Annotated in this window: 28 protein-coding genes and 2 tRNA genes; 12 read left to right on the plus strand and 18 right to left on the minus strand. The window is 63.3% G+C overall.

Features of this window, described 5'->3' with window-relative positions; all coding sequences use genetic code 11:
* Positions 1-70: 70 nt before the first annotated feature.
* Positions 71-373: a hypothetical protein gene (locus tag IAE33_RS03845; protein WP_201162298.1), complete on the plus strand. Its 303-nt coding sequence runs from the start codon at positions 71-73 to the stop codon at positions 371-373.
* 158 nt (positions 374-531) lie between these two features.
* Positions 532-744, plus strand: coding sequence for a cold-shock protein (locus tag IAE33_RS03850; protein WP_028633362.1), 213 nt, complete (start codon positions 532-534; stop codon positions 742-744).
* A 92-nt stretch (positions 745-836) separates the two neighbouring features.
* Here IAE33_RS03850 and IAE33_RS03855 read toward each other — a convergent pair whose 3' ends face one another.
* Complete coding sequence (locus IAE33_RS03855) at positions 837-1157, minus strand: I78 family peptidase inhibitor (RefSeq protein WP_201162300.1); 321 nt, start codon at positions 1155-1157, stop codon at positions 837-839.
* Between the two features lie 257 nt (positions 1158-1414).
* Between IAE33_RS03855 and IAE33_RS03860 the strand changes: the two genes are divergently transcribed.
* Positions 1415-1606: a hypothetical protein gene (locus tag IAE33_RS03860; RefSeq protein ID WP_201162302.1), complete on the plus strand. Its 192-nt coding sequence runs from the start codon at positions 1415-1417 to the stop codon at positions 1604-1606.
* On the opposite strand, the gene IAE33_RS03865 is transcribed toward IAE33_RS03860, so the two are convergent.
* The 7 genes from IAE33_RS03865 to IAE33_RS03895 are packed head-to-tail and all read right to left on the minus strand — an operon-like array spanning position 1599 to position 8507.
* The gene (locus tag IAE33_RS03865) at positions 1599-2600 is read right to left on the minus strand and encodes a nucleoside hydrolase (RefSeq protein ID WP_201162304.1); all 1002 of its coding nucleotides are present in this window, start codon (positions 2598-2600) and stop codon (positions 1599-1601) included. The genes IAE33_RS03860 and IAE33_RS03865 overlap by 8 nt on opposite strands.
* Before the next feature lie 44 nt (positions 2601-2644).
* Positions 2645-3043 (minus strand): D-ribose pyranase, encoded by a 399-nt coding sequence (gene rbsD / locus IAE33_RS03870; protein ID WP_201162306.1) that lies wholly within the window; start codon positions 3041-3043, stop codon positions 2645-2647.
* A complete protein-coding gene (gene rbsK / locus IAE33_RS03875) occupies positions 3040-3948 on the minus strand; it encodes a ribokinase (RefSeq protein ID WP_201162308.1) in 909 nt (302 codons plus the stop codon). Before rbsK ends, rbsD begins: the two co-directional genes overlap by 4 nt.
* A gap of 9 nt (positions 3949-3957) precedes the next feature.
* Positions 3958-4980, minus strand: a complete 1023-nt coding sequence (locus IAE33_RS03880) for a LacI family DNA-binding transcriptional regulator (RefSeq protein ID WP_201162310.1) — start codon at positions 4978-4980, stop codon at positions 3958-3960.
* 4 nt (positions 4981-4984) lie between these two features.
* Positions 4985-5980, minus strand: coding sequence for an ABC transporter permease (locus IAE33_RS03885; protein WP_060483210.1), 996 nt, complete (start codon positions 5978-5980; stop codon positions 4985-4987).
* On the minus strand, positions 5977-7530 hold the full coding sequence (locus IAE33_RS03890) for a sugar ABC transporter ATP-binding protein (protein WP_201162312.1): 1554 nt from the start codon (positions 7528-7530) through the stop codon (positions 5977-5979). Before IAE33_RS03890 ends, IAE33_RS03885 begins: the two co-directional genes overlap by 4 nt.
* A 20-nt stretch (positions 7531-7550) precedes the next feature.
* Positions 7551-8507, minus strand: coding sequence for a sugar ABC transporter substrate-binding protein (locus tag IAE33_RS03895; RefSeq protein ID WP_201162314.1), 957 nt, complete (start codon positions 8505-8507; stop codon positions 7551-7553).
* A gap of 349 nt (positions 8508-8856) precedes the next feature.
* On the opposite strand from IAE33_RS03895, the gene IAE33_RS03900 reads away from it, so the two are divergent.
* Together IAE33_RS03900 and IAE33_RS03905 are read left to right on the plus strand one after the other, a co-directional pair.
* Entirely contained in the window at positions 8857-9945 is a 1089-nt protein-coding gene (locus IAE33_RS03900; RefSeq protein WP_201162316.1) for an asparaginase, read from the plus strand.
* A 208-nt stretch (positions 9946-10153) separates the two neighbouring features.
* Positions 10154-11464, plus strand: a complete 1311-nt coding sequence (locus IAE33_RS03905; protein ID WP_201162318.1) for a hypothetical protein — start codon at positions 10154-10156, stop codon at positions 11462-11464.
* A gap of 9 nt (positions 11465-11473) precedes the next feature.
* Here the strand turns inward: IAE33_RS03905 and IAE33_RS03910 are convergent, their stop codons facing one another.
* Complete coding sequence (locus IAE33_RS03910; RefSeq protein WP_201162469.1) at positions 11474-13582, minus strand: TonB-dependent receptor; 2109 nt, start codon at positions 13580-13582, stop codon at positions 11474-11476.
* A 161-nt stretch (positions 13583-13743) separates the two neighbouring features.
* Between IAE33_RS03910 and IAE33_RS03915 the strand changes: the two genes are divergently transcribed.
* The gene (locus IAE33_RS03915) at positions 13744-13986 is read left to right on the plus strand and encodes a DUF1654 domain-containing protein (RefSeq protein WP_201162320.1); all 243 of its coding nucleotides are present in this window, start codon (positions 13744-13746) and stop codon (positions 13984-13986) included.
* A gap of 6 nt (positions 13987-13992) precedes the next feature.
* A complete protein-coding gene (locus IAE33_RS03920) occupies positions 13993-14709 on the plus strand; it encodes an endonuclease (RefSeq protein ID WP_201162322.1) in 717 nt (238 codons plus the stop codon).
* 15 nt (positions 14710-14724) lie between these two features.
* Here IAE33_RS03920 and IAE33_RS03925 read toward each other — a convergent pair whose 3' ends face one another.
* The 3 genes from IAE33_RS03925 to IAE33_RS03935 form a co-directional block, all read right to left on the minus strand.
* Positions 14725-15294 carry an SPOR domain-containing protein gene (locus IAE33_RS03925; protein ID WP_201162324.1) on the minus strand — a complete coding sequence of 190 codons (570 nt, stop codon included), beginning with the start codon at positions 15292-15294 and terminating at the stop codon, positions 14725-14727.
* A 132-nt stretch (positions 15295-15426) separates the two neighbouring features.
* Positions 15427-15503: transfer RNA gene (locus tag IAE33_RS03930), tRNA-Val, on the minus strand.
* A 166-nt stretch (positions 15504-15669) separates the two neighbouring features.
* Positions 15670-15746 (minus strand) — tRNA-Val (locus IAE33_RS03935).
* Positions 15747-15947: 201 nt separating this feature from the next.
* Here IAE33_RS03935 and IAE33_RS03940 point away from each other — a divergent pair.
* Positions 15948-17231 carry an NAD(P)/FAD-dependent oxidoreductase gene (locus IAE33_RS03940; RefSeq protein ID WP_201162326.1) on the plus strand — a complete coding sequence of 428 codons (1284 nt, stop codon included), beginning with the start codon at positions 15948-15950 and terminating at the stop codon, positions 17229-17231.
* A gap of 55 nt (positions 17232-17286) precedes the next feature.
* Here IAE33_RS03940 and IAE33_RS03945 read toward each other — a convergent pair whose 3' ends face one another.
* Entirely contained in the window at positions 17287-17970 is a 684-nt protein-coding gene (locus IAE33_RS03945; protein WP_201162328.1) for a peptidase C39 family protein, read from the minus strand.
* A 224-nt stretch (positions 17971-18194) separates the two neighbouring features.
* On the opposite strand from IAE33_RS03945, the gene IAE33_RS03950 reads away from it, so the two are divergent.
* Complete coding sequence (locus IAE33_RS03950; RefSeq protein ID WP_201162330.1) at positions 18195-18371, plus strand: hypothetical protein; 177 nt, start codon at positions 18195-18197, stop codon at positions 18369-18371.
* A 63-nt stretch (positions 18372-18434) separates the two neighbouring features.
* Here the strand turns inward: IAE33_RS03950 and IAE33_RS03955 are convergent, their stop codons facing one another.
* Positions 18435-19187 (minus strand): TerC family protein, encoded by a 753-nt coding sequence (locus tag IAE33_RS03955; RefSeq protein WP_028633380.1) that lies wholly within the window; start codon positions 19185-19187, stop codon positions 18435-18437.
* A 28-nt stretch (positions 19188-19215) separates the two neighbouring features.
* A complete protein-coding gene (locus tag IAE33_RS03960) occupies positions 19216-19455 on the minus strand; it encodes a hypothetical protein (protein WP_201162332.1) in 240 nt (79 codons plus the stop codon).
* Positions 19456-19590: 135 nt separating this feature from the next.
* Here IAE33_RS03960 and nhaR point away from each other — a divergent pair, with 135 nt between their 5' ends.
* The 3 genes from nhaR (at position 19591) to IAE33_RS03975 (ending at position 22489) form a co-directional block, all read left to right on the plus strand.
* Entirely contained in the window at positions 19591-20484 is an 894-nt protein-coding gene (gene nhaR / locus IAE33_RS03965) for a transcriptional activator NhaR (RefSeq protein ID WP_028633382.1), read from the plus strand.
* Positions 20485-20555: 71 nt separating this feature from the next.
* Complete coding sequence (gene sstT, locus IAE33_RS03970; protein WP_060483198.1) at positions 20556-21767, plus strand: serine/threonine transporter SstT; 1212 nt, start codon at positions 20556-20558, stop codon at positions 21765-21767.
* Between the two features lie 74 nt (positions 21768-21841).
* Positions 21842-22489 (plus strand): YceH family protein, encoded by a 648-nt coding sequence (locus IAE33_RS03975; protein ID WP_201162334.1) that lies wholly within the window; start codon positions 21842-21844, stop codon positions 22487-22489.
* A 5-nt stretch (positions 22490-22494) separates the two neighbouring features.
* Here the strand turns inward: IAE33_RS03975 and IAE33_RS03980 are convergent, their stop codons facing one another.
* From IAE33_RS03980 to ahpC, 3 genes are all read right to left on the minus strand, one after another.
* Complete coding sequence (locus IAE33_RS03980) at positions 22495-22683, minus strand: hypothetical protein (RefSeq protein ID WP_201162336.1); 189 nt, start codon at positions 22681-22683, stop codon at positions 22495-22497.
* A 101-nt stretch (positions 22684-22784) separates the two neighbouring features.
* Positions 22785-24347, minus strand: a complete 1563-nt coding sequence (gene ahpF / locus IAE33_RS03985; protein WP_201162338.1) for an alkyl hydroperoxide reductase subunit F — start codon at positions 24345-24347, stop codon at positions 22785-22787.
* A 124-nt stretch (positions 24348-24471) separates the two neighbouring features.
* Complete coding sequence (gene ahpC, locus IAE33_RS03990; protein WP_004375926.1) at positions 24472-25035, minus strand: alkyl hydroperoxide reductase subunit C; 564 nt, start codon at positions 25033-25035, stop codon at positions 24472-24474.
* Positions 25036-25189 lie beyond the last annotated feature (154 nt).

Below are 25189 nucleotides of genomic sequence, written 5' to 3' on the forward strand. Positions count from 1 at the left end.
GCTAGTTTCCTATCAGACCTTGGGAATTATCCCATTCAAGATCGGACCGTAATTGAAGGAGTGTTTGGATATGCGACTACAGTCTCTGCTGGCCTTGGTGGTATCAGGAGCTCTTTTGCTGCCTATGGCAGCACAGGCCGCTACGTCGGTCGGTGAAAACAGCGAATTCATGAAAAGCTGCGTTCAGCAGGCCACGGCGCAAGGCACTGATGCAGCCAAGGCGAAAAGCCACTGCTCGTGCACTGCCAATGGCTTGGAGAAAAATTTCACCAAGGCTGAACTTGAAGCGCTCGACAGCAAGAATGGGGTTGATGCGAAACTGAAGACACGCGCCGACGGCGTGTTTGCCGCCTGCGCGAAGCAAAACCAGTAGCGCGCACAGCGGTAATCGACCCGTTGATTGCGCTGGATCAACATCCGGCTCAGGTAAAAGGCGCTAGATGCGCAGAATTAGACTATGATGTACATCGTGCTCCGTAGCCTCGGCCGCATTGCACCACCGAAAATACTAAATGTTCTGGAGATTCACCCATGTCCAATCGCCAAACCGGCACCGTCAAATGGTTCAATGATGAGAAAGGCTTCGGCTTCATCACCCCAGCAGGCGGCGGCGACGACCTGTTCGTTCACTTCAAGGCCATCGAATCTGACGGCTTCAAGAGCCTGAAAGAAGGCCAGACTGTTTCCTTCGTCGCCGAGCGCGGCCAGAAGGGCATGCAGGCTGCACAGGTTCGTCCGGAGTAATTCGGATAGCTGTAAAAAAACCCGCCCTTGTGGCGGGTTTTTTTTGGCCTGCTGCTGGCTGCCTTGAGAGCCAGGCAGCCAGGTGTTAAGGGTTAACCGCAGTTCACGCGGGTAACACGGCCCTGCTCGTCCACGTTCAGGTTCAAGCGCTCGGAGCGGTATTCCAGCGTAACCACGTCATGCGGTTTCAGGATACGGGCCATTTGCGAGCCACTGGCCTTGCGCGCTTGCTCCAGCAGCTCGGGGCTGCCTTGCTTGCCAACGGCAAAATCGGCACCGCTGGCCTCGCAGCGGCCGTCGTTGCCAGCCGCTGCCGCCGGCGCCTGGGTGCCACCAGCATCACCGCCAGTGCTGCAACCCGCCAGCACACCAGCCACCGCCAGGGTTGCCAACAAAGCACGGGTACGGAACATGAAGCCTCCTAGATCGAATGGGAACTGCCTGATCCGACCATCGCACCAGGAATTCGTTGCAAAACCGCCCAAGTCTGCCTGAACGCCCCGAGCCAGGCGCGGCATAATCGTGACCGAATTTTACCGCTACAACCAAAGGCCCCTTGGTTTGCCCTGCAAAGTCATGATTTACTTTAAGAAGTGAAGGCATAGTGCCTCCTGCGAATACCAGGGTAGGGTGTTCGTTTTTTCGTCCAGGCCGCAAGCGAGAGCCTTCCATGAGCAGCCACAGCATCGATGCCGACATCAAGGTCAAATGGGCGGAGGGCCAGAGCGCGTACAGCCCCGGCACCCCGGAAGAACTGCTGCTGATCGCCGTCGACCTGCTGGTGCGTGACCGCGGCGGCGAAGCGGCGCGCAGCTTCATCGACCAGGTGGTCGAACGCTACGCGCCCCGCCCCGCTAGTTGAGGCGTGCCAGGCGCTCGGCCAGCAGGTCGAACAGGCCCTGGGCGTCACCCTCTTCCACCCACATCACATTGGCAGGTTGCTTGAGCACGCCGTACCAGTCGGCAACCGTCTGGCCGAAGGTGGGCCCTTCGCGGCTGTCGACACTCATGTGAATGCGCCGGCCGCTGAACATCTGTGGCTTCAGCAGGTAGGCGATCACGCTGGCATCATGCACCGGGCCGCCCGGCATGCCATACAGCTGCATGTCATGGGTAATGTAGGCATTGAGTATGTCTACTACGCGCTTGCTGGCCTGGGTGTTCACGGCCGCCAGTTGCTTGAGGCGCGCTTCGCTGGTCAATAGCTTGTGGGTCACATCCAGCGGCAGGTACGTCAGCTGCACGCCGCTGGCCAGCACCACTTGAGCGGCATGGGGGTCTGCGTACAAGTTGAATTCGGCAACCGGCGTGATGTTACCGCCGTTGAAATGAGCACCGCCCATCACCACCACCTCCTTGATGCCCTGGGCAATCTCTGGCCGCTGGATCAGCGCCAGTGCCAGGTTGGTCTGCGGGCCGAGCATCGCCACCGTGATGCTGTGGGGCTTGGCAGCGCCCAGGGTATCTACCAGGTACTGCACCGCGTTGCCCGCCGCCAGGGGCTTGGCCGGCTCGTGCACCTGCACGCCGGTGATGCCCTCCTCCCCGTGCACTTCGGCAGCGTAGATGGGCGCGCGCACCAGGGGCCGGCCAGCACCGGCATACACCGGGATATCCTCGCGGCCCGCCCACTCACGGGCCAGCCGGGCATTGCGCGAGGTTTTCTCCAGCCGCACGTTGCCCGCCACCGTGGTGATGGCGCGGACCTTGAGTTCATCCGGCGACGCCATGGCCAGGAACAGCGCCACCACATCGTCCGCACCGGGGTCTGTGTCGATGATCAGGTCGATGGGGGCGGCTTGAACGCTCGACGCTGCGGCCATGAAGGCGATACCTTGTAGCAGGGGTTTCAGCATGATGATGGCACTCCTGTTGCCAATGGGTTGTGGCTAGCCAGGGCTCAGAACGTGACCCCGGAGATCAGTGCAATATTGCTGTAGGGCTGGCATTCACCGGTGCGCACGATGGCGCGGGCACTGCGCGACAGCACCTTGAAGGCCTCGTGGTCCAGCCATTCACGCTTGCCCAGTTTGCCTTTCAGGCGCTCGATTTCCACCAGCGCCGGGGGTACCACCGTCTGCATTTCCTCGGCCAGCACGTGGCGCTCCACCTGCAATTCGCTCAACACCACCCGCAAAACGCTGGCAAAGTCAGGCAGGCCGGGCGTGACTGCCAGGTCAATCAGCTCCACCCCGGGTGGCACCGGCAGGCCGGCATCGCCGATCACCAGGATATCGCCATGCCCCATGCCCGCAATGGTGCGGGACAGGGCGATGTTCAGCAGTGGCGTCTTCTTCATGGCGCGACCTCGGCCAGATGGGGAATGGAAGGTTGGGCCCCGGCGCGGGTCACCGACAACGCCGCGGCGCGCTGGCCGAACGCGATGGCATCGCCCTCCTCCAGCCCGCGCACCAGGCCCGCCGCGAAGCCGCCAATGAAAGTATCACCGGCAGCCGTGGTGTCCAGCGGCTGCACCACCGGCGCCGGGTAGTGCTGGTGCCCGTCGGCGCTTACACGCAGCGCGCCCTGTGCGCCAAGGGTGATGATCACCTTGCCAGCGCCCAGCGCCAGCAGCCGCTCACCTGCCTGTAGCGCGCTGGCCTGGTCGTTGACCGGTATGCCGGTCAGCGCCTCGGCCTCGCTTTCGTTGGGCGTGAGGTAGTTGATGTGCGGGTACCACGGTGCCGGCAGCGGGCCACTGGCAGGCGCCGGGTTGAGGATGACCTGCTTGCCCAGCTCATATGCCCTGGCCAGGGTCCAGGCGACCGTCTCCAGCGGCACTTCCAGCTGGCAGATCACCACTTCGGCAGCTTGCAGCAGCGCGTCGAAGCGCTGAACCGCCTGCGGTGTCAGCAAGCCGTTGCCGCCCGGGATGATGACGATGCAGTTCTGGCTGGCCGCATCCACGGTAATCAGCGCCACGCCACTGGACACGCCCGGGCAGGTGATCACGCCCTGGCAATCGATACCCTCGGCCGCCAGGCCGTCCCGCAGTTGCTGGCCGTAGCCGTCATCGCCCACACTGCCGACCATGGCCACGCTGCCGCCCAGCCGCGCCACCGCGACGGCCTGGTTGGCACCCTTGCCGCCCGGGGCGGTAAAAAAACGGTCGCCGGCCAGCGTCTCACCAGGCCGGGGCAGGCGCTGGGCGCGCGCCACCAGGTCCATGTTCAAACTGCCGACTACCACCACCTTCGCACTCATGACATTTCCTTAGCGGTGATCGTTGAACAAATCCGGGCGCGGCCCGGTGGATTCGCGCAGCACAATGCGCGGGGCCACGATGCGTTGCTCCGCCTGGCCAACACGCGGCGCAACGATACGCGCCAGCAGCAGCGACGCGGCGCTCTCGCCCAGTTCGCGGATGGACTGGCCGACCGTGGTCAAGGGTGGATACACGTAGCGGCTGAGTTCGATATCGTCAAAACCGATCACCGACAGCTCGGCAGGTACGCTGATATTGCGTTCAGCCGCCGCGCGCAATACGCCAAACCCGATCATGTCGTTACCGGCGAAGATGGCCGTGGGCCGCTTGCCTTCGAGCAGGGCCGCGGCGGCGGCATGGCCACCCGGGCTGGTAAAGTCGCAGTGCTGCACACGGCCGGGTATTACCGGCACCCCGGCCTCGCCCATGGCACGATGGAAGCCGCCCAGGCGCAGCTGGGTCACCCCGGTGTGCGCCGGGCCGCCGATGTAGGCGATATCGCGGTGGCCCAGCTCCAGCAGGTGCCGGGTGGCCAGGTAGGCGCCCTGTTCGTGGTCGATGCGCACCAGGTCGGCATCCACGCCTTCAAGCTCGCGGTCGACGATCACCATCGGCGTGCGCACGCCGGCCAGGCTCTGCAGCAGGTCGTCGTCCTGGCCTACCGAGCCGACTACCAGCCCGTCGATGCGTTTTTCCAGCAGCACGCGCAGGTAGTTGCGCTGCTTTTGCGGGTTGTCGTCGGAGTTGCACAAAATCACGCAGTAGCCGTTGCGCTCGCAGGCATCCTCGATGCCCCGGGCCAGCTCGGCAAAGTACGGGTTGACGCTGTTGGGCACCAGCAGGCCGATGGTGGCGGTGCTGCGCGCTTTCAGCGAGCGCGCCACGGCGCTGGGCACGTAGTCCAGCTGGCGGATCGCGTCTTCGACCTTCTGCCGCACCGGCTCGCTGACGGGCCGGGTCTTGTTCAGCACATGGGACACGGTGGTGTAGGAAATACCGGCCAGCGCTGCGACATCTTTGATGGTTGCCATGTTGTCAGGTCCGCCGGGCTGCACGCCGGCTGCGGTAAGTGTCGAGCACCACGGCGATGACGATGACTGCCCCGGTGATGATGCGCTTGGTCGGCTCACTGGCGCCAATTTGTGCCAGGCCTGCGGCCAGCACCGAAATGATCAGCACCCCGAAGAACGTACTGATGACCGAGCCGCGCCCGCCCATCAGGCTGGTACCACCAATCACCACGGCGGCGATCACCTGCAGCTCCAGGCCGGAGCCTGCGTTGGGGTCGGCCGCCTCCAGGCGCGACACCTGGAACAGCGCCGCCAGGCCGGCCAGCAAACCCATCAGGGCGAACACCAGCACTTTATAGGGGCGCGGGTCGATACCGGCCAGGCGCACGGCTTCTTCGTTGGTGCCGATGCCGATCAGGTAGCGGCCGAACACCGTACGGGTCAGTACCAGCTGGGCCAGCACGATCACCAGCAAGGCGATGATGAAGGAAGGCGAGATGCCAAAGGCCACAGGGTTGGAAAACCAGGCATAGGTGTCGCCGATGTACGCGGTGCGCGAATCGGTGAGCTGGTAGGCCAGCCCTCGGGCCATCTCCAGCACGCCCAGCGAAACGATGAACGAGGGAATGCGCCACGCCACGGTCACGGCACCGGTCACGCTGCCGGCCAGGGCAGCTACCGCCATGCCCAGCAGCGCGGCGGGCACCATGCCCCAGCCCCACCCCAGAATGGCCACGCTGACCGTGGACGCCGCCAGGGCCAGCACTGAGCCCACCGACAGGTCGATACCGCCGATGATCAGCACGAAGGTCATGCCCACCGCCAGCACCATCAGGTCGGGGATCTGGTTGGCCAGGGTGCTGAAGGTGTTATACGACCAGAAATGGCTGCTCAGGAACGAGAACAGCACGATCATCGCCAGCAGGGCGCCGGCGAGGCCCAGGTAGGTACCCAGGCCCAGATAAGTACCGCTGCGGCGCGCCGGGGCAGCGCCTTGGTTGTCGAGCGGGGTGGTTTTCATGCATCCATCCTGGGAGCTGCGTTGTGCAGCATTGCGTCACGTTTCTGATAACCGGCAAAGGCCGCGGCCAGCAGTTGGTCCTGGCTCCAGCGCTCGCGCACGAAGGTGTCTATGAGGCGCCCGGCCGATAACACGGCGATGCGGTCACAAATCAGCATCAGCTCGCGCAGGTCGCTGGACACCACCACCAGCGCCTTGCCCTGGCGGGCCAGCGCTGCCAGCAGGCCATAGATGTCGAACTTGGCCCCCACATCGATGCCGCGGGTGGGCTCGTCGAACAGCAGCACCTGGCAGTCGCGCTCCAGCCAGCGGCCTATCACCACCTTCTGCTGGTTACCGCCCGACAACTCGCCCACCACCTGATGCGGGCCGGCACTGCGAATACGCATGGCCTGGATCTGCCGCTCGGCCAAGGCGCGCTCGGCATCCGCGTTCAGCACGCCGGCGGTGGAAACCGCGCCCAGGTTGCCCAGGGCAATGTTCGCGCTGATCGACTGGGTCAGCAGCAGGCCCTCGCCCTTGCGGTCTTCGGTGATCAAGGCGATGCCGGCCTTGACTGCAGCCTTGGGTGAATCGATGCTCACCCGCTGCGGCGGCTGGCCCAGGGCAACGCTGCCACTGTCGGCCGCGTCTGCGCCGTAGATCAGGCGCAGCAGTTCGGTACGCCCGGCGCCGATCAGGCCGGAGATACCAAATATCTCCCCTGCCCGCACCTCGAACGACACATCGCGCACCTTGTCGCCACGGCTCAGGTTGTTCACCTGCAGCAGCGGCGCCCCCAGCTGCCGCTGGCCCAGGTCGATGTGCTCGCCCAGCTCACGCCCCACCATCAGGTTGACCAACTGGTCGCTGGTGTAGCGCTGAATGGGCTCATCGCACACCAGCTTGCCGTCGCGCAGTACCACGATGCGCTGGGCCACCTGTTGCAGTTCTTCGAGCCGGTGGGAGATGTAGACGATGGCCACACCACGCTGGCGCAGGCGCTCGATCTGGGTGAACAGCAGCTCCACCTCGCGCGCCGTTAGCATGGCGGTGGGCTCGTCCAGAATCAGTACGTGGCAGTCGCCGATCAGGTTGCGGGCGATCTCGACCATCTGCTGGTGGCCAATGCCCAACTCGCCAACCGGCGTGTCCGGGTCGATGGCATCCAGGCCCACCTGGGCCATGGCGGCACTGGCCAGTTGGCGCAGGCGTTTGTGGTTGACCCAGCCAAAGCGGCTGGGCAGGTTGTCCAGAAACAGGTTTTCGGCCACGGTCAGCGTGGGCAGCAGGTTCAGCTCCTGCATCACCATGCGCACGCCCAGGCGCTCGGCGTCGCTGCGGCTGGCCGGCGCATAGGGCTGGCCACGGTACTGCATGTGCCCGGTGGTGGGGGTTTCCAGGCCACTGATGAGCTTGGACAAGGTGCTTTTGCCGGCGCCGTTCTCACCCGTCAGGGCCAGCACCTCGCCAGCGCGCAGGGTCAGGCTGACCTCGCCCAGCACCGGCTGGGCGTAGGTTTTGCCAAGGCCGCTGGCGGTCAGCACCACGTGTTGGGCCGATGCAGACATGGCCGTCTCTCCTGGCAGCATCAGGGCTGTTTGGTGATCAGTTCGACCGGGGTCTGGATGACGTTGTCGGCATCCACATCGGGCTTCTCGCCCTTGACCATTTTCAGCGCCGCCTGAATCCCGAACACCGCCTGCTGGCTGGCCGCCTGGTCCAGGGTGGCCAGTACGCGGCCATCGGCGATCATGGGCTTGATGGCGTTGATGTTGTCATAGCCCACCACTTTCACTTGGCCAGCCTTGCCGGCAGCGCGCACGGCAGACACGGCGCCCAGGGCCATGCTGTCGTTGCCGGCCAGCAAGGCTTTCAGGTCGGGGTATTCGTTGAGCATGGAGGCCGCGACCGCATTGCCCTTGTCGATTTCCCAGTTGCCGCTTTGCACCGATACGATCTTCATCTGTGCAGCGTCCATCGCATCCTTGAAGCCGGCCGTGCGCTGCTGGGCGTTGGTGGTGGTAGACACGCCTTCGATGATGCCCACCTGGTCGCCGGCCTTGAGCTGTTTGGCCAGGTAGTCGCCCACCATACGGGCGCCCTTGCGGTTGTCGGGGCCTACGAACGGCACGCTGATGCCTTTGCTCTTGAGCAGCTCAGGGTCCAGGCGGTTGTCGATGTTGATCACCACCACGCCCTGGTCCATGGCTTTTTTCACCGCCGACACCAGTGCCTTGGAATCGGCAGGGGCAATTACCAGTGCCTTGGCGCCGGCGTTGACCATTTGTTCAACGATGCGGATCTGTTCGCCGGTGTCGGTTTCGTTCTTGATGCCGTTGGCAACCAGCTCGAATTCGCCAGCGTGGGCTTTCTGGTAGTCCTTGGCGCCGTCCTCCATGGTGCGGAAGAACTCGTTGGCCAGGGACTTCATCACCAGGGCGACCTTGGGCTTTTCTTCTGCGTGGGCGGCAGACAACGGCAGGGCCATGGACAGGGAGGTTACAGCGGCAATGGCCAGCAAGCGGCCGGGGAATGGCAGTTTCATGGACGATGACTCCGAATCTTGTGTTTTTTATCGGAAAGCAAACGTTTGCGTTGGCTAACTATGAGAACAAGACCTGGTTTTGTCAATTGCGTTTGGTGGTAACCCTGCATGGCCGATTATCCAGACTTTTTCCGAAAAGCCGAACACCTTTTCCTACGCGTGTTCGGGATTGCGAATGGAATACTCGTACATCACAGGGCTGGCAACGGGGTGGGATTACGCGTACAGCGCGCCAATCGCGACCCGGGCAGGCCCTGCGCACGCAGCGCAGACACGGCTGGTACGAAACATGCCTGAAGCTCTGCGCGACTCATAACGACCATCTCAATAGGAAGAGAGAACAAGAACGATGAATGCCGCATTGAAAACCTTCGCCCCCAGCGCACTCGCCCTGCTGCTGATCCTGCCCGCCACCGCTTCAGCCAAGGAAGCCGAAGCCCAACAGAAACTGGCCAACGTGGTCATCCTCGCCACCGGCGGCACCATTGCCGGGGCCGGCGCCAGCGCTGCCAACAGCGCCACCTACCAGGCCGCCAAGCTGGGCATCGACAAACTGATCGCCGGCGTACCGGAACTGGCTGATGTCGCCAACGTGCGCGGCGAACAGGTGATGCAGATTGCCTCGGAAAGCATTTCCAACGAAGACCTGCTGAAACTGGGCAAGCGCGTGGCGGAACTGGCCGACAGCAAGGACGTGGATGGCATCGTCATCACCCACGGCACCGACACTCTGGAAGAAACCGCCTACTTCCTGAACCTGGTGGAAAAAACCGACAAACCCATCGTGGTGGTGGGCTCGATGCGCCCCGGTACCGCCATGTCGGCTGACGGCATGCTCAACCTGTACAACGCCGTGGCCGTGGCCAGTGACAAGCAGTCCCGCGGCAAGGGCGTACTGGTTACCCTCAACGACGAGATCCAGTCGGGCCGGGACGTGAGCAAGGCAGTGAACATCAAGACCGAAGCCTTCAAGAGCGCGTGGGGCCCGATGGGCATGGTGGTGGAAGGCAAGTCCTACTGGTTCCGCCTGCCGGCCAAACGCCACACCCTGGATTCGGAGTTCGACATCAAGCAGATCAGCAGCCTGCCCCAGGTGGACATCGCCTATGGCTACGGCAACGTGACCGACACGGCGTACAAGGCGCTGGCGCAAAACGGTGCCAAGGCGCTGATCCATGCAGGCACTGGCAACGGTTCGGTGTCGTCGCGGGTGGTGCCGGCGCTGCAGGAGCTGCGCAAGAACGGTGTGCAGATCATTCGTTCGTCCCACGTCAACCAGGGCGGTTTCGTGCTGCGCAATGCCGAGCAGCCGGATGACAAGAACGACTGGGTGGTGGCGCATGACCTGAACCCGCAAAAGGCGCGCATTCTGGCGATGGTGGCCATGACCAAGACCCAGGACAGCAAGGAATTGCAGCGCATCTTCTGGGAGTATTAATGTACCGGGGCCGCAAGGCGGCCCCAACTTCCTCCGCCAATGGCCAGCGTATACAAACACCCTGGCAGCCTCACACAAGACACCCCTCCCCCAAACACGCCCTAATAAGCCATCGCTGCCAACTGCGATGGCCGCTCGCCAGATGCGAGCGGTTCCCGTATAACAAGCGCGCCGTACAGGCAGCCAAAAACAAAAGAGGGATGTGCAAATGGTCAAACCGCAATCGCTGTGCAGCCTGGCCTTGGCAGGCTTGCTGGCCAGCCAGGCGGCACCCGCCTACGTGCTGTACGCCGATGACGACACCCACCTCAACGCCGACATGCTGGCCGTGTGGGGCATGTTCAACAGCCGCAAGAACTATGACGGCACCACCGGCGGCTCTACCTGGCGCGAAGGTTTCATCAAGTACGGCATCAGCGGCGACCAGGGCCTGGCAGGCAATGGCACCTTGTACGGCGCGTTGAACTGGGTGAGCTCGGGTACCTGGGGCGACGGTGATGCGGCCGGCAACACCCTAGGCACCGAACGCACCACCAAAACCGAAGAAGCCTACCTGGGCTGGCGCTCCGGCGACCTGTTCCCGGTGCTGGGCAAGGACGGCGTGGACGTTTCCGCCGGCCGCCAGGTGGTGCGCCTGGGCAGCGGTTTTCTGATCAACGACGACGGCCCCAACCTGGGCAAGGGCCCAGCCGATGGCGCCCTGAACCGTGGCGGCGCCTTTTACCTGGCCGCACGCCACGCCTTTGACCGCACCGCCGTGCTGCGCCTGGGCGGCAAGGACGGCCTGCATGGCAGCGTGGTGTGGCTGAAGTCCGATAACCGTGCCCAGGCCGAAACCGAACTGGGCGCCGGCACCCTGGACTACACCAACGAACTGGGCACCGTGGGGCTCACCTGGATTCACGGCATCGATGTGGCCGACCAGTGGGCCAGCGAGTTCCAAAAAGCCCGCGAAGGTATGAACGTCTACAGCGTGCGCGGCGAAGGCAGCGCCGGCATCGAAAACGCCAGTTTCGGCTTCGAATACGCCTGGCAGGACAAAGACAACGGCCCGGAAAAAGCCTGGTACCTGCAGGCCGCCTACACCTTTGCCGACGCGCCTTGGGCGCCGCAGCTCACCTACCGCTACACACGCTATTCGGCAGGCTGGGACTCGCTGTTCAGCGGCCTGTCGAGCGGTTACGGCACCTGGTTCCAGGGTGAGGTTGCTGCCAACTACGCCGGGCCGTTCAACAGCAACACCGGCATCCACCACGTGGGGCTGAAGGCCACCCCGCTGGAAAACGTCACGGTCGGTGCGCTGTACTTCGACTTCAACACTGTCAGCACGCGCAACCGCCTGAACCTCGACGCCCGTGAGCTGGACCTGTACGTGGAATGGGCCGTGAACCAGCACCTGATCATCAGCCCGCTGGTGGGCCTGTACCAGCCGCGCAAGGATGAAAGCAATGGTGGCAACCAGGTTGGGGGCAACGGCACCAACGTGTACAGCCAGCTGACAGTTGCCGTGCCGTTCTGAGGCCACTCGCTACCTGAACTGATACTCCAGCCCGGCGCCGGCATACCACGCGCGCCCGGGCGCGGCTTCGTAGTAGCGGCTGTTGCTGTCGCCCACGATCACGGAGCCCACGTACTGGCGGTCGAACAGGTTGTCCAGGCGCACCAGCTGGTGGAATGTCCAGGGCCCGGCGTGCTGCTCGAAGCGGGTGCGCCAGTTGAACACCGCATAGGCGGGGGCTGCCTTGGCGGTATTGCTGTCTTCCACGTACACCTGGCTACGGTACTGGCCTTCAACGCCCATGCTCACCCACTGTGCGGGCTTCCACACCAGTTCGGCGTACAGGTTGTCCCGAGGCACGCCCGGCAGGCGGTTGCCGCTGTCGATCACCTTGCCACCCTGGCTGAAGTCATCGGCATACCGGGCATCGGTGCGGGTGTACACCCAGGTGGTCTGCCAGTGGTCACTCAGGTCGCTGTGCAGGCTGGCTTCGATGCCACGGCGCAGGGTGCGGCCGGCATTGCGGTAGCTGGTGCGGCCGTCGGTGGCTTCGGCGACGATGATTTCATCGTCGGTGTGTATCTCGTACGCCGCCACATTCAGCCGGGTGCGCTCGCCCATGCGGTACTTGGCGCCTACTTCGTACTGGGTGCTGGTAGCCGGGCTCAGGCCAAAATTGAAGCGTTCCTGGGTGCCTGGCGCGTAGGCCATTTCTGCCTGGGTGGGGGTTTCGAAGCCCTTGCCGACACTCACGTAGCCGCGCAGGTCGGGCGTGAAGGCGTACATTACCGACAACGACGGGTTGGCTTTCTGGTAGCGCTTGGCGCCGCTGGCATCGCCGTTGGCCAGGTAGTGGTCGTCCACCTGCATCTTCATGGTGCTGTAGCGCACGCCCAGCTCGCTGGTCCAGTTGCCGATTTCCCAGTGCGCCTGGGCATAGGGGTCCAGGCTGGTGGCCGTGTCCTTTTCGTCGCGGCGCAATTCGCCTTTGACGCCCAGCTGGCTGCCACGGAAGTTCTGGAAGCCACGGCGGTCGTCGGTGCTCTGGTCGTAGTCGGCGCCTACGGTGAAGGTGAAATTGCCCGGCACGCTTGCCACCGGCTGTACCCAGCGCAGGGTGCCGCCGTGGAACTCGCGGTCGAAGTCCACCACCCCGCCACCGCGCTGGCTGTTGGACGCCACCTGCCTTGGTATGGACAGGTACTGCACCACGCTGCGCCTGCCGGCATACAGGTTGAACTGCAGCGTGGCCTCACCGAAGTAGCGCTCGTAGTTCATGCCCAGTTGCTGGTGGTCGATGCTTTTGCGAGTGTTGTAGGTCTCGGCCGCCGCTGCCGTGGAACGGGGGTCATGTTTGTAGGCCGACCACACCTGGCCCAGCGGGTCCTGGGTGTTGTTCTGCTCCAGGCTGCTGTAGATGAATGCCAGCCGTGAATCTTCGTCCGGCTTCACGTGCACCTTGGCAAAGGTCTGGTCACGGCGCGCAGCACTGTGGCCGCGGTAGCCATCGGTGTCCATGCGCGAGGCATCCAGCACAAAGCCACCGGTAGCGTTGCCGCCTTCTGCAGACAGGTGATGCTTGCCGAACCCATCGCTGCCAACCGTCGTTTGCGCCCCCACGCGGGCTGGCCCCTGACCATCCCGGCTGAACATCTGAATCACGCCACCGGCATTGCTGCCGTACAGGGTGGCGGCCGGGCCACGCAGCACTTCGATGCGGTCGGCCACGTCCAGGTTCAGGGTGGCCGCCTGGCCCTGGCCGTCCGGCGTGCTGGCGGGGATGCCATCGCTCAGCAGCTTGATGCCCCTTACCCCGAACGCGGAACGGGCGCCATAACCACGGGAGGATACCTGCAGGTCCTGGGCGTAGTTCTGACGGTTCTGCACCACCAGCCCTGGCACCTTGGTCAGCACTTCTGACAGGTTCACACCCAACTGGCCATCCGTGCCGTTGGACAGGTCCACCGTGTCGACGGAAAACGGCAGGTCGAACGTGCTGGTGGGCGTGTAGGCCCCGGTCACCACCATGGGGTCGATGACGATGGCGCCGGGCGCGTCGGCCAGCGCTTCGGCACAGGTGCCGAAGCCACCGAACAAGACCAGTGCCAGACGTGTGGGCGATTTGAAACGTAGAACCATTCGATACATGAGTCATTTCCAGAGAGTGCCGCCATTACAGCAGACCCTGGCAGCAAGCGCGAACACTGTGGCCGCGGTGTGTGGAACTCGCCCTTCAAGGTGTTGCGAAATTCCTTACACTCAAATACTGTATGTGCATACAGCAAAACAAGGAAATGCCTGTGTCCAGCACCGCCTCTGCCACCCCGACCAGCTACCAACAATTGGGTATGCGTATCCAGAAGATCATCAACAACCCCCTGGCTCAACGCAGCCGGGCCGCGTTGATCTTTCGGCTGGAACAGGAAACCCCGGAGGACTGGGACACCTTGCTGGCGGAAATTGCCGAGAACGACAACGTCACCCTCGCCTACCGCGACGATGGCGGCGTGCAAATTTTCTGGACCGTGCCCAAGGAAGACTGACCGCGCATGAGAGCCTTGCTTATCGCTGCCAGCTACCTGGCAGCCCTCGCGCCGCTGGCTCAAGCGGACGCGCCACGCACCTTCCAGGAAGCCAAGAAAGTGGCATGGACGCTGTACGCCCCGCAGTCCACCGAGTTCTACTGCGGGTGCAAGTACAAAGGCAACCAGGTAAACATGGCCTCGTGCGGGTACACCCCGCGCAAAAATGCCCAGCGCGCATCACGCATTGAATGGGAACACATTGTGCCGGCGTGGCAGATCGGCCATCAGCGCCAGTGCTGGCAAACGGGTGGGCGCAAGGCCTGCTCGCAGCATGACGACGCCTACAAGCGGGCTGAAGCCGACCTGCACAACCTGGTGCCGAGCATTGGCGAGGTGAACGGCGACCGTAGCAACTTCAGCTTCGGCTGGCTGCCCGAGCAAAGCGGGCAATATGGCCGGTGCCTGACCCAGGTGGACTTCAAGGCAAAAAAGGTCATGCCACGGCCGTCGATCCGCGGCATGATCGCGCGCACCTACTTCTATATGAGCAAGCAGTACAACCTGCGCCTGTCGCGGCAGGACAGGCAGCTGTTCGAGGCGTGGAACAAGACCTACCCGCCGCAGCCCTGGGAATACCAGCGCAACCAGCGGGTAGCGTGCCTGATGGGGCGCGGTAACGATTTTGTCGGGCCGGTTGACCTCAAGGCCTGCACCGAAGGGCCGTACAGCGCCAGCCGATAGTGGCTGGCGCTGCCCTCAGCGGGAGGCGCCGTGCTGGATGACGATGGAGTCGGTACCCAGCTTGGCCATTACCTCATCACGCCGGGCCTGAGCTTCTTCACGGCTGGGGAACGGCCCCATCAGCACCACAGGCTTACCATTGCGGTACTCCACGGATGACGGGATACCCTTCTCGATCAGGCGGGCGGTCATGTCGCTGAGCGCACCCATGTTGGCCCCCTGAATCACCTCTACATCCCACCCCTCTGGGGCAGGCTGGTCGGCCAGCGCCTCGGCGCGGCGCTGCAGGTCGGCACCGCCACACAGTTCGCGAATGCGCAGGTTGCTGCCGGTATCATCGACGATGATGTCGTATTGCCCGTCTCGCTTGATGGCCACATAGCTGCGGTAGGCCTGGTATTGCCCGGCATCGTCCTTACCGCGCACCTGGCCGCAGATAGTGCCCTGGGTGTCGATACGCACGTTGCCGAACTTGGCCGTTTTGGGGTTTTGCAGGTGTTCTGCCACCTGCTTGTGCACGCCCTCGACCTCGTTGTCACAGCCCGCCAGGGCGAGCACCGCCATTACCACAGCCAGTTTGCGCACGCGTGTACCTCCAGATTCGAAGGGGCGGAGTCTACCATGCCCGGCACGGGGCCGAAGCGCGACCAAACGTTACACGCTGCGTCAGGCGCACATGCAAAAAGGGCGATCATTGCTGATCGCCCTTTTCGGATTTGGTAGGCACAATTGGACTCGAACCAACGACCCCCACCATGTCAAGGTGGTGCTCTAACCAACTGAGCTATGTGCCTGTCGTGTGGTGCGCATCTTAGTGATGCGCGGCACTGCTGTAAAGCTTTTTTTGCAGAAAAATCAAAACCTTTGGCGTGCACAACGCCGCCCTGCCGCTGGCCCGTCCTGGCTTTCTGCCGGCCATGAAAAAAGGGATGACCCTTTCGGATCACCCCTTCTTCGATTTGGTAGGCACAATTGGACTCGAACCAACGACCCCCACCATGTCAAGGTGGTGCTCTAACCAACTGAGCTATGTGCCTGTCGTGTGGTGCGCATTTTACTCATTTCAAAACCCCTGTCAACATTTTTTTTCGCGCTAACTTACTGAATTGCAAACCCTTTATTCCCTGTGACGGGTAATTCCGGGGGGTTGTGATTTTCAACGGATGACTAGCGGGTGTTTATTATTATTGATAGCATCGGTACATTCGTTAAAAATATAAAACACGAGGTTTCGCAGCATGGCTAACACCCCCTACCCCCAGTCCTACTACGCCGCCTCGGCCAACCCGGTGCCGCCACGTCCGGCGCTGCAGGGTGAGGTGGAAACCGATGTATGCATCATCGGTGCCGGCTACACCGGCCTGTCCAGCGCCCTGTTCCTGCTGGAAAACGGCTTCAAGGTGAGCATCGTCGAAGCCGCCAAGGTGGGCTTCGGCGCATCGGGCCGCAACGGCGGCCAGATCGTCAACAGCTACAGCCGCGACATCGACGTCATCGAACGCACCGTGGGCGCCCGCGAAGCTCAGCTGCTGGGCCAGATGGCCTTTGAAGGCGGCCGCATCATCCGCGAGCGCGTGGCCAAGTACAACATCCAGTGCGACCTGAAGGACGGCGGCGTCTTCGCGGCCCTCACCAGCAAGCAGATGGGCCACCTGGAATCGCAAAAGCGCCTGTGGGAACGCTACGGCCACACCCAACTGGAACTGATGGACCAGAAGCGCATTCGCGAAGTGGTTGCCTGTGACAGTTATGTAGGCGGCATGCTGGACATGAGCGGCGGCCACATTCACCCGCTGAACCTGGCGTTGGGCGAAGCGGCAGCCGTTGAATCCCTGGGCGGGGTGATCTACGAGCAGACCCCGGCCGTGCGCATCGAGCGGGGTGCCAACCCGGTGGTGCACACGCCTCAGGGCAAGGTGCGCGCCAAGTTCATCATCGTGGCCGGCAACGCCTACCTGGGCAACCTGGTGCCGGAGCTGGCCAGCAAGTCCATGCCCTGCGGCACCCAGGTGATCACCACCGAGCCCCTGGGCGACGAGCTGGCATGCACCCTGTTGCCGCAGGATTACTGCGTCGAAGACTGCAACTACCTGCTGGACTACTACCGCCTGACCGGCGACAAGCGCCTGATTTTCGGCGGCGGCGTGGTGTACGGTGCCCGTGACCCGGCGAACATCGAAGCGATCATTCGCCCGAAAATGCTCAAGGCGTTCCCGCAACTGAAGAACGTGAAAATCGACTACGCCTGGACCGGCAACTTCCTGCTGACCCTGTCGCGCTTGCCACAGGTCGGCCGCATCGGCGACAACATCTACTATTCGCAAGGTTGCTCGGGCCACGGCGTGACCTACACGCACCTGGCAGGCAAGGTGCTGGCCGAGGCCATGCGCGGCCAGGCTGAGCGTTTTGACGCCTTTGCCGGCCTGCCGCACTACCCGTTCCCGGGTGGCCAGCTACTGCGGGTGCCGTTCAGCGCCATGGGCGCCTGGTACTACAGCCTGCGCGACCGCCTGGGCTTCTGACAGCTTCTTCGTGGTCAAGGGCTGCCTAAGCAGCCCTTCGACCCGCACACGCAAGCTACTTCAAGGTATCCACGGCCTGCCTGGCCGCCAGTTCCTGGCCTGCTTTGGCCAGCTCATCCGCTGCCTGCAACCAGCGCTGGCGGTCTACCTGCGCAGGCAGTTGCCTGGGCGGCTGCACCAGCAGGGCCCAGCTGCCCTCCTTTGCCCACGCCGCAGCAAAGTCATCGAACGCCATCAGCTGGCGCCGCTGCATGCCTGAGCGCAGCAGCACCCGCTGCTTGTAGCGGTCGTAGCCGATCAACACCGCGTAGCGCGGCTCGCTCCACCACGCCGAACCGTCCTGGTAACGCACCAGCACCGGGTAGCCCGCGGCCACCTGGGCCAGCAGGGCATCCAGCCGTTTGTCCAAGGGGTAGACCACCATGCCATAGTCCCGCGCCACACGCGGTATGCCCGTGCCCAGCGCATCGGCGCCCTCGGGCAGGTTGAGCGGCGCATCCAGCAGCCCCGGGGTGATCGGGGCACCCTGTTGCGACAGCATGGCGGCCAGGGCCATGGCCCCGCTGTGGTTGGCGTTACCGCGGTAGAACGGCACGCTGCTGATTTCCACGCGCTGCGGTAGGGCCTTGAGGCTTTCAGAGGGGGCGCTGGCACAGCCTGCCAGGGTGGCGGTCACCACGCAGGCCAACAACAGCCCGCGTGAAGCGGCAATGAGTGGCTTGGAAGAAAGGTGTGGCATGGACACTCGCTTGTACCAACGTCGGGCAGACAGCGCCCGGCTCTGCTGGCGATCATAGGTCGGACAGCGGCGGCGGTACAGCCCGACAGGCACATGAAAATAATCTCACGCAGCCATCGGGCGTTATTCGATGGAACGTCACACAGGCCGGGCTAGACTAAACAAGTGTCTGGAAGGCAAACGCTGGCGTTCGAAGCGCTCGCCGTAGAGATGGAGGCACAGATATGAGCATGACCATGGCAATCATCATGTTGGTGTGCATGTGGCTGAGCGTGGCAGCTGCCATGCTGTGGGGTGTACTGCGCATCGCCCGTCGCCACGCCCACCCTCACGTGCAACCTAAGGCCGCTGCCAAGCCCCGGCCTGTGGTACCCGCCCGGCGCCCTGCCGGCGCTCACTGACTGGTTAACACCAAGGCCCCAAGCGCCGGAACACCGGCGTTTGGGGCGCCCTGCCTGCGCGGGTTAGCCTTCGGACGCTTCGCGTTTCATCCGCGCCCGCCTTGCGAAGATGTTCAGCATCTCGATCACCGTCGAGAACGCCATGGCGGCATACACGTAGCCCTTCGGCACATGAGCGCCGAAACCCTCGGCGATCAGCGTCATGCCAATCATGATCAGGAAGCCCAGGGCCAACATCACCACCGTGGGGTTGTCATTGATGAAGTTGGCCAGCGGGTCGGCCGCCACCATCATCACGATAACGGCAGTGATCACGGCAATGATCATGATCGGCAGGTGTTCGGTCATGCCCACCGCAGTGATGATGCTGTCGACCGAGAACACGATGTCCAGCAGCAGGATCTGGAAGATCGCCGCCGCAAAGCCCAGGGTCACCGTTGAACCCACCTTGGATTCCTGCTTGGCACCGCGCGGGTCGACGTTTTCGTGAATCTCCCGGGTGGCTTTCCACAGCAGGAACAAGCCACCGGCAATCAGAATCACGTCCTTCCACGAGAACGCGTTGCCGAACACCTCAAACACCGGGTCGGTGAGCTGCACGATCCAGGCGACGGTGCTGAGCAGCGCCAGGCGCATTATCAGCGCCATGCTGATACCAATGCGTCGCGCCTTGGAGCGGTAGGCCACGGGCAGCTTGTTGGTAAGGATGGAGATGAAGATCAGGTTGTCGATACCCAGTACCACTTCCATGGCCACCAGCGTGGCGAGGGCCACCCAGGCTGTGGGGCTAGCGGCAAGTTCCAGCAAATATTCCATTGTTCACATCCTGCTGCGGGGTTAGGGGTCAAATGTCCTGGGTTTCGGGTTTTGGCTCCGGGGCCTCGGGCTTGCGGCCTTCGGTGCCCAGTGCCTCGCTCAGCGCCTGCTGTGCGGCCTGGTTGGTGTCTTCAATGGCCTGCTTGGCCGATTGGGCAGCCTGGTCCAGCATCTGCTGGGCAGACTTTTCGGCCTGGTCACAACCGGCCAGGCTCAGCAGGGCCAGGGCCATGACCAGCGGTGTACCGATGGATTTCAGATAGAGCATAGGGGCCTCGCGTGTGTATAACCGCCAAGGCGCACAGGGCGCCTGATAGCTCGGAATTCTAGACAAGCCAATACATCAGTAAAATTCGTATTTTTGCAGGGTATACTTCGGCTTTAACGAATCGGGAGGTTGCTGATGCTCAACTATCGCCAGCTGCACTATTTTTGGGTGGTTGCAAAGACCGGCAGCATCGTGCGCGCCAGCGAGCAGTTGAACCTCACCCCGCAAACCATCAGCGGCCAGATCAGTCTGTTCGAGCAGGCCTACGGCCTGGAGTTGTTCCAGCGCGTGGGCCGGCAGTTGGAACTGACCGAAACCGGGCGCCAGGCCCTGGCCTACGCAGAGCAGATGTTCCAGCTGGGCAGCGAGCTGGAAGCGATGCTGCGCGCAGGGCCGCAGGAGCAGATTCTGTTCCGGGTAGGCGTGGCCGACGTGGTGCCCAAGCCCATCGTCTACCGCCTGCTGGCCCCGACTATGGAGCTGGACGGCGTGCTGCGCATCAACTGCCGTGAAGACAAACTGGAGCGGCTGCTGGCGGACCTGGCCATCCAGCGCCTGGACCTGGTCATCAGCGACAGCCCCATGCCCAACCACCTGGACATCAAAGGCTATAGCCAGAAGCTGGGCGAATGCGGCCTGAGCTTCTTCGCCACGCCGGCGCTGGCCCAGCGGCATGCCGGCCCCTTCCCTGCCTGCCTGCAGGATGCGCCGCTGCTGATACCTGGGCAGGAAACCGTGGTGCGCAGCCGCCTGCTGCGCTGGTTGGGCGAACAGCAAATCCAGCCGCGCATCGTCGGCGAGTTCGACGATAGCGCCTTGATGCAGGCGTTTGGCCAATCAGGCAGCGGCATCTTCGTGGCACCCAGTGTGATCACCGACGAGGTGTGCCGCCAATACGGCGTGCAACTGATCGGCCAGACCGAGGCGGTGAACGAATCCTTCTACGCCATTTCGGTGGAGCGCAAGGTCAAGCACCCGGGCATCGTGGCGATTACCGAGGGGGCGCGGCGGGAGCTGTTCAACTGGTAGCCAGCACGGCGCTGCCAGTGGGCGTGTGTGGTACAGTCCCGCCTTTTTGACGTATCAGGACTTTGCTGCACATGACGCCGTTTGTTCGCCTTATCAACCGCACCAGCCTGGTGACGCAGATCGTCATCGGCCTGCTGGCCGGCATCGCGCTGGCCCTGCTGGCGCCCAACGTCGCGCGCGACCTGGCATTTCTGGGCAAGGTGTTCGTCACCGCGCTCAAGGCGGTGGCACCGGTGCTGGTGTTCGTGCTGGTGATGGCATCTATCGCCAACCACCGGCACGGCCAGCAAACCCATATTCGCCCGATTTTGTGGCTGTACTTGCTCAGTACCTTCGGCGCAGCCGTGGTGGCCGTGCTGGCCAGCATGGTGTTCCCGTCGCATCTGGTGCTGAACACCAGCGAGGCCACGCTGAGCGCCCCTGGCGGCATCACCGAGGTGCTGCAAAACCTGCTGCTCAGTGCCGTCGACAACCCCGTCAGTGCCTTGGTGAACGCCAACTTCATCGGCGTGCTTACCTGGGCCATCGGCCTGGGCATTGCCTTGCGCCATGCCAGCGACACCACCCGCACCGTGGTGGATGACCTGTCCAACGGCGTGACCTTGATCGTGCGCATGGTCATCCGCTTCGCGCCACTGGGCATTTTCGGGCTGGTCACTTCCACCCTGGCCCAGTCGGGCCTCGACGCCCTGCTCGGTTACCTGCACCTGCTGGCCGTGCTGATCGGCTGCATGCTGTTTGTGGCCCTGGTGATGAACCCGCTGATCGTGTTCTGGAAAACCCGCAGCAACCCGTACCCGCTCACCCTGCTGTGCCTGCGTGAAAGCGGTATCACGGCGTTCTTCACCCGCAGTTCGGCAGCCAACATCCCGGTCAACCTGGCCCTGGCCGAGCGGCTGGGCCTGCATGAAGACACCTACTCGGTTTCCATCCCGCTGGGGGCGACCATCAACATGGCTGGCGCCGCAATCACCATCACCGTGCTCACCCTGGCGGCCGTGCATACGCTGGGCATTGCCCTGGACGTGCCCACGGCCATACTGCTGAGCGTGGTGGCCGCCGTCTGCGCCTGTGGCGCTTCAGGCGTGGCCGGTGGCTCGCTGCTGCTGATCCCGCTGGCCTGCAGCCTGTTCGGCATCCCCAGCGAAATCGCCATGCAGGTGGTGGCCGTTGGCTTCATCATCGGCGTACTGCAGGATTCGGCCGAAACCGCGCTCAACTCCTCAACCGACGTGCTGTTCACCGCCGCCGCGTGCCAGGGCGAAGCACGGCGCAGCGCCTGAAACACCGGGCCGCCTTGCGGCCCATGCGCGCTTTACCTACGCTAGTGGCCTTTTCCTACAGATGAGGCACGGCCATGTCCGACCACGAAAGCGCAGGCGAAGGCCGCTTCAACAGCATCGAGATCCGGGTGCTGGGCGCGCTGATCGAAAAACAGGCCACCAGCCCCGAAAGCTACCCGCTCACGCTCAACGCGCTGCTGCTGGCCTGCAACCAGAAGACCAGCCGTGAACCGGTGATGAACCTGACCCAAGGCCAGGTCGGCCAGGCCCTGCGCAGCCTGGAGGGGCAGGACATGGCGCGCCTGCAGATGGGCAGCCGTGCGGACCGTTGGGAGCAGCGCGTAGACAAGGCGCTGGAGCTGGTGCCCGCGCAACGGGTGCTGTTGGGCCTGATGTTCCTGCGTGGGCCGCAAACCTTGAGCGAACTGCTGAGCCGCAGCAACCGCCTGCACGAATTCGACGACACCGAACAGGTGCAGCACCAGCTTGAGCGCCTGGTGTCCCGTGGCCTGGCCCTGCACCTGCCGCGTCAGGCGGGCCAACGTGAGGACCGCTACACACACGCGCTGGGTGACCCGGCAGAAACCGATGCAATTCTGGCAGCACGTCAGCAGGAAGGCGGCACGCGCAGCAGCGGCGCCAGTGCCTCGGAGGAGCGAATCGACGCCCTGGAAGCGCGCATTGCAGCACTGGAGGCACGGCTGGCCGAGCTGGAAGGCTAAGCCATTCACTGTTCAGGTTCGGGGAAGTTGCGGCAGCTTTTGCGCTCGGCCAGTTCGCGATCACTGGGGCGCTGGTCGACGAACACGGTGCGGCCGTCGACGTAGATTTCCAGGTAGCCCCAGTGCAGGTCCTGCTCTTGCTGCCCGGGCTTGGGCGGCACGAGCCACCACGGTTCGCGGCTGATCAGGGTCATGGTGCGGTGTCCTGAGGGTGTTTGCTGCTAAGCATAGACACCCTCAGGTTTTAAGGCCCCAAACCGGCAAACCCGCCCCCGCTTGCGGGGGCGGGCCTGGGTCAAGCCGGCGCGGAGGTGCGGATCAGGTGGTCGAAGGCGGCCAGCGAGGCCTTGGCGCCCTCGCCCACGGCGATCACGATCTGCTTGTACGGCACGGTGGTCACGTCACCGGCGGCAAACACGCCAGGGATGCTGGTCTGCCCTTTGGCATCGACGATGATCTCGCCGCGGGGCGACAGCTCGACGGTACCCTTGAGCCAGTCGGTGTTGGGCAGCAGGCCGATCTGCACGAAGATGCCTTCCAGTGCCAGTTCGTGCTGCGCATCGGTGACGCGGTCCTTGTAGCGCAGGCCGGTTACTTTCTCACCATCGCCCAGCACCTCGGTGGTCAGCGCGCTGGTAATCACCTTCACGTTAGGCAGGCTGTGCAGTTTGCGCTGCAGCACGGCATCGGCACGCAGCTGGCTGTCGAATTCGATCAGCGTTACCTGGGCCACGATACCGGCCAGGTCGATGGCTGCCTCCACCCCCGAGTTGCCGCCGCCAATCACCGCCACCCGCTTGCCCTTGAACAGCGGGCCATCGCAGTGCGGGCAGTAGGCCACGCCACGGGCGCGGTATTGCTGCTCGCCCGGCACGTTCATTTCGCGCCAGCGGGCACCGGTGGCCAGGATCACGGTCTTGGCCTTCAGCGATGCTCCCCCTGCCAGCCGCACTTCGTGCAGGCCGCCGTCGGTAGCGGGGATCAGCGCTTCGCCCCGTTGCAGGTTCATGATGTCGACGTCGTATTGCTTGACGTGCTCTTCCAGCGCAGTGGCCAGTTTCGGGCCTTCGGTTTCCTGCACCGAAACAAAGTTCTCGATCGCCAGGGTGTCGAGCACTTGGCCACCGAAACGCTCGGCAGCCACACCGGTACGAATACCTTTGCGTGCGGCGTAGATAGCGGCCGAGGCGCCGGCCGGGCCACCGCCCACCACCAGTACATCGAACGCTTGCTTGGCGTTGATCTTCTCGGCCTGGCGGGCACCTGCACCGGTGTCGATCTTGCCGAGGATTTCCTCCAGGCCCATACGGCCCTGGCCGAACACTTCACCGTTGAGGTAAACGCTGGGCACCGCCATGATCTGGCGTGCATCCACTTCGGCCTGGAACAGCGCACCGTCGATGGCCACATGCCGCACGTTGGGGTTGAGCACGGCCATCAGGTTCAGCGCCTGGACCACGTCCGGGCAGTTCTGGCAGGACAGCGAGAAGTAGGTTTCGAAGGTGAACTCGCCTTCCAGTGCCTGGATCTGTTCGATCACCTCAGCACTGGCCTTGGACGGGTGGCCACCCACTTGCAGCAACGCCAGCACCAGCGAGGTGAATTCGTGGCCCATGGGGATGCCGGCAAAGCGCAGGCTGATCTCGCCGTTGGGGCGGTTCAGCGAGAACGAAGGCCGGCGCACGTCGTCGCCGTCGGCGCGCAAGGTAATCAGGTTGGACAGGCTGGCGATTTCCACCAGCAGGTCATGCAATTCGCGGGACTTCGCGCCGTCGTCGAGGGAGGCAACAATCTCGATCGGCTGGGTGACCCGCTCCAGGTAGGTTTTCAGTTGCGATTTAAGCGTGGCGTCCAACATACGGGCGATTCCTTTTACAAAACTCGGATACAAAAACGCCCAGGCGAGGTCGCCCGGGCGTTTGACGGGGCGGTGCTGCATTCAGCTCTGGCGGCTGCACACCGCCCGCGGTTGCCACATGGCCTTAGATCTTGCCGACCAGGTCCAGCGACGGTGCCAGGGTGGCTTCGCCTTCTTTCCACTTGGCTGGGCACACTTCGCCTGGGTGGGCAGCTACGTATTGTGCAGCCTTGACCTTGCGCAGCAGCTCAGCGGCATCACGGCCAACACCACCGTCGTTCAGCTCGACGATCTTGATCTGGCCTTCTGGGTTGATCACGAAGGTACCGCGGTCTGCCAGGCCGGCTTCTTCGATCAGCACGTCGAAGTTGCGGGAGATGACGTGGGTCGGGTCACCGATCAGCGGGTACTGGATCTTGCCGATGGTGTCCGAGGTGTCGTGCCAGGCTTTGTGGGTGAAGTGGGTGTCGGTGGACACACCGTAGATCTCCACGCCCAGCTTCTGGAACTCGGCGTAGTTGTCAGCAAGGTCACCCAGTTCGGTCGGGCAGACGAAGGTGAAGTCGGCCGGGTAGAAGAACACCACGGACCACTTGCCTTTCAGGTCGGCTTCGCTGACCTGGACGAATTCGCCCTTGTGGTAGGCAGTAGCGTTGAACGGTTTGACCTGGCTGTTGATGATAGGCATGAGTAGCTCCTTCATGGGTTGGAATCAGTTGACGGAGAGAATCCTAACCGCTGGTCCCGATAAAGGCTCATTGGCAAACATGATGTTGATGATTGGTTTTGGCTATGAAGGGGGTGGGGGTTAGATCGATTGGTGAAGTTAAGGGGGGTTGGGG

The organism is Pseudomonas sp. S60 (assembly GCF_016647865.1).
GTDB classification, from domain to species: Bacteria; Pseudomonadota; Gammaproteobacteria; order Pseudomonadales; family Pseudomonadaceae; genus Aquipseudomonas; species Aquipseudomonas parafulva.